This window comes from Actinoallomurus acaciae (assembly GCF_042429965.1).
Taxonomy (GTDB): domain Bacteria; phylum Actinomycetota; class Actinomycetes; order Streptosporangiales; family Streptosporangiaceae; genus Actinoallomurus; species Actinoallomurus acaciae.
In genome coordinates, this window is sequence record NZ_JBHLZP010000676.1 from 1 (window position 1) to 3,741 (window position 3,741).

The 3,741-nt window shown below is 73.9% G+C and carries 4 protein-coding genes and 1 pseudogene; 1 reads left to right on the top strand and 4 read right to left on the bottom strand.

Annotated features, from left to right (window positions below):
• Nucleotides 1-382, bottom strand: a pseudogene (locus tag ACFFNX_RS44750) (hypothetical protein); the annotation flags it as partial.
• Between the two features lie 63 nt (nucleotides 383-445).
• Between ACFFNX_RS44750 and ACFFNX_RS44755 the strand changes: the two are divergent.
• The gene (locus tag ACFFNX_RS44755; protein WP_378212354.1) at nucleotides 446-1,291 is read left to right on the top strand and encodes an NAD(P)H-binding protein; all 846 of its coding nucleotides are present in this window, start codon (nucleotides 446-448) and stop codon (nucleotides 1,289-1,291) included.
• Between the two features lie 11 nt (nucleotides 1,292-1,302).
• Here ACFFNX_RS44755 and ACFFNX_RS44760 read toward each other — a convergent pair whose 3' ends face one another.
• The 3 genes from ACFFNX_RS44760 to ACFFNX_RS44770 are packed head-to-tail and all read right to left on the bottom strand — an operon-like array spanning nucleotide 1,303 to nucleotide 3,539.
• A complete protein-coding gene (locus ACFFNX_RS44760; protein ID WP_378212355.1) occupies nucleotides 1,303-1,530 on the bottom strand; it encodes a biotin/lipoyl-containing protein in 228 nt (75 codons plus the stop codon).
• A complete protein-coding gene (locus tag ACFFNX_RS44765; protein ID WP_378212356.1) occupies nucleotides 1,527-2,552 on the bottom strand; it encodes an alpha-ketoacid dehydrogenase subunit beta in 1,026 nt (341 codons plus the stop codon). Before ACFFNX_RS44765 ends, ACFFNX_RS44760 begins: the two co-directional genes overlap by 4 nt.
• Nucleotides 2,553-2,561: 9 nt before the next feature.
• On the bottom strand, nucleotides 2,562-3,539 hold the full coding sequence (locus ACFFNX_RS44770; RefSeq protein WP_378212357.1) for a thiamine pyrophosphate-dependent dehydrogenase E1 component subunit alpha: 978 nt from the start codon (nucleotides 3,537-3,539) through the stop codon (nucleotides 2,562-2,564).
• Between the last annotated feature and the right edge of the window lie 202 nt (nucleotides 3,540-3,741).

The window sequence follows — 3,741 nt, forward strand, 5'->3', positions numbered from 1 at the left end:
GCATCCGGGCGCGCAGGGCCGTCTCCAGCTGCTCGAGGATGAGGCGGCGGTCGCCGTCGAGGCGGGTCAGCCGGCGTTCGAGGCGGACGGCGGCGTCGCCCCACAGCTCGGCGAGCAGCGTCGTCCGGTCCACCAGTGCGCTGATCGGCACCCCCAGCAGCGGCCGGGCCGTACCGGGCCGCAGGCGCACCCGGAGGCAGAGCGGCAGGTCCTTGCCGGCGAAGTAGGCGGCCCGGGTGCGCGGGCCCACCACGACCAGGTCGCCGCGGCCGTCCGCCGTCGTGCGGAACACCACCGCGGTCGCGGTGTCCGGGACGTGCACGAGCCGGTCGCCGGTGCCGCCGCTGAGATCGTGGGCGTCCTCGATCAACGCGCTGGTCATGGCCTGACGGTACCGCCGATTTTTCCAAGCTCGGCCCGTGGGGGCGCTGGCAGCGTAGTGCTCATGATCCTGGTCACGGGTGCCACGGGCACCATCGGCAAAGAAGTGGTCCGGCTGCTGGCGGCGGGCGGCGCACGGACCCGCGCGATGACGCGCGACCCCGCCAAGGTGGCGTCGCCGCCCGCCGGGGTGGAGGTCGTACGGGGAGACCTCGACGACCCGTCGTCGCTGGCGGACGCGGCGAAGGGCACCGAGGCCGTGTTCATGCTGAGCGCGCCGGGGCCCTGGGTGGAACGGCACGACGAGGCGATCCTCGCGGCGGCGCGCGCGTCGGGCGCGCACCGGGTGGTCAAGCTGTCGGCGATCGGCACGGGCGACCACCCGGGCGTCGGCGACCGGCATCTTCCCGGGGAACGGGCCGTACGGTCGAGCGGCCTGGCGTGGGCGGTGCTGCGGCCGTCCAGCTTCGCCTCCAACGTCCTGGGCTGGGCCGGCGCGATCCGCGCCGGCACCCCGGTCCCGAACCCGATGGGCGACGGCGCGCAGGGCGTCGTCGACCCGCGGGACGTCGCCGAGGTCGCGGCACGCGCCCTGACCTCACCGGACCTCGACGGACACGTCCACACCCTGACCGGTCCGGAGACGCTGAGCGTCCCGGACATGGCCGCGCGACTGGGCGAGGCCCTCGGCCGTACCGTCGCGACCGCCGAGCTGTCCCCGGAGGAGTACCGCGACCGCCTGCGCGGCGCGGGCCTGGACCCGGTGTTCGTCGAGAGCGCGGTCGGCGGCGCGCGCCTCGTCGCCGGCGGCGGCAACGCGACCCTGACCGACGACGTCGAGCGCATCCTCGGCCGGCCGCCCCGCACGTTCGTCACGTGGGTCCACGACCACCGCGCCGCCTTCACCTGACCGGCGCTCCGTCACTCGATCCGGGCGATCACCGCACCCCGTCGTCTGACGTCGCCCTCGCCCGCCAAGAGGTGGATCACGCCGGTGGCGGGGGCGGTGAGCTCCAGGTCGACCTTGTCCACGGCGACCTCGGCGATCAGCGCCCCCGCGTCCACCCGCTCGCCGTCCCGCACGAACCACGTCGCGAGGACGCCCTCCGCGTCCGCGTCGCCCACCGGGGGGAACAGCACGTCGGTCATGCGCCCGCCGTACGCAGGATCGCCTCGCGGATCCGGGACCGGGTCGGCAGGACCGCGTACTCCAGCGACCGCGCGTACGGGATCGGCACGTCCGGCACCGCCACGCGGGCGGCGGGGGCGCGCAGCAGCGACGGGTCCGCCTCCGCCACGCGGGCGACGATCTCGCCCGACACGCCGTACGAGAGGTAGTCCTCGTCGACCACGACCAGGCGGCCCGTGCGGCCGACCGACTCCAGGATCGTGTCGGCGTCCAGCGGCACCAGGCTGCGCAGGTCGATGACCTCGCAGTCGACGCCGTCGGAGGCGAGTTCGGCGGCCACGTCGAGCGCGTGGTGGACCGACAGCGACAGCGTCACGACCGTGACGTCCGCGCCCGGCCGTACGACGTGCGCCCGGCCGATCGGCACCTCGTACGGCTCCTCCGGAACCGGTTCGACCGAGCGCGGGTTCTTCACCATCCACGGCAGTCCCATGATCCCCTTGTGGAACATGTAGACGACCGGGTTGTCGTCGCGGATCGCGGCGATCATCAGGCCCTTCGCGTCCGCCGGCGTGCTGGGGACGACGACCTTCATGCCGGGCAGGTGGGCGAAGGTCCCCCACAGGCACTGCGAGTGCTGGGCGCCGTCGGAGTAGCCGCCGCCGACCGCCGTGGTCAGCACCATGGGCACCCGCACGTTCCCGCCGCTCTCGAAGTGGATCTTGGCCATGTGGTTGTAGATCTGGTCCATGCAGACGCCGAAGAAGTCGGCGAACATCAACTCGACGATCGGCCGCATGCCCTCGACCGCCGCGCCGACGGCGGTGCCGATGAAGGCGGTCTCGGAGATGGGCGTGTCCAGCACGCGCTCGGGGCCGAAGCGCTCCAGCAGGCCGGTCGTGGAGCTGAAGATCCCGCCGTACGCGCCGACGTCCTCGCCGAGGACGAAGACGTCCGGGTCGCGCTCCATCTCCTGGGCGATCCCCTCGACCATCGCCTTGGACGTGCTGAGGCGCCGTGTCGTCGTGCCGGTGAGCGTCATGGTCTCTCCTCAGGGGGCGAAGACGTGGTCGCGGGCGGTCGCCGGGTCCGGCTCGGCGCCGGCTCGGGCGAAGGCGATGGCGTCCTCGACGCGCTCGCTCGCCGCCTTCCGCGCCTGCTCGATCTCGTCGTCGTCGAGCAGGCCGCGGTCGCGCAGCGCCGCCTCGTACGTCGGGATCGGATCGCGCCCCGGGACACCTTCCAGGTCGGAGCGGTAGGCCTGTGCGTCGCCCTCGAAGTGCCCCCACAGGCGCAGCGTGTGCACCTCGATGAGGCTGGGCCCGTGCCCGGCGCGGGCCCGCTCGACGGCCCGGCCGGCGGCCTCGTACACGGCCTCGACGGAGTTGTCCTCCACCCGCTCCCCCGGCATGCCGTATCCGGCGGCGCGGTCGGCGTTGGAGGTGACGCAGGTGGAGGCGCTGCGGGGCACGGAGATGCCCCAGTCGTTGTCCTCGACGACGAACACGACCGGCAGCCTCCACAGGGCCGCGAGGTTGAGCGACTCGTGGAAGGCGCCCTGGTTCGCCGCACCCTCGCCGGTGACGGCGACCGCGATCCGGTCGGTGCCGCGCCGCCGGAACGCCAGCGCCTGCCCGAGGGCCGGCGGACAGCCCTCGGCGATGATGCCGGAGCAGGAGAAGTGCGTGGCCGGGTCGAACAGGTGCATGTGCCCGCCCCGCCCGCGCCCGAGCCCGCCGACGCGCCCGAAGATCTCCGCCGTCATCGCGCGCAGGTCGACGCCGTGGGCGATGGCGAAGTGGTGCGGCCGGTGCGTCGCGGTCACCGCGTCGCCGGCGGTGAGGTGGGCGCAGATCCCGGCCGCGGCGGGCTCCTGCCCGGCGGACAGGTGCATCTCCCCCGGAATGGCGCCCGCGCCGATGTCGAACGCCGGCTTCTTGTCCGCGTGGTACTCGCGGAGGATCGCCCCCTCGAACGTGCGGATCAGCACCATCATCCGGTGGAGATCCAGCCTGAGCCGATCGTCCATGCGGGCCTCCCTGACGTCTCCCGGCCACTGTCCATCGGGCGCCGGGCGGCGGCAACGTCGTGGATTTCAGATGGTGATAGGGGGCTCAGAGCGCGACGGCGCGGGCGACGCGGCGCGCGATCCGCCCGAGCCGGTCGGCGTCGGCCACCGACGAGGCGAACCGGCGGACCGGCACCGAGATCGCGATCGCGCCGACGAACCC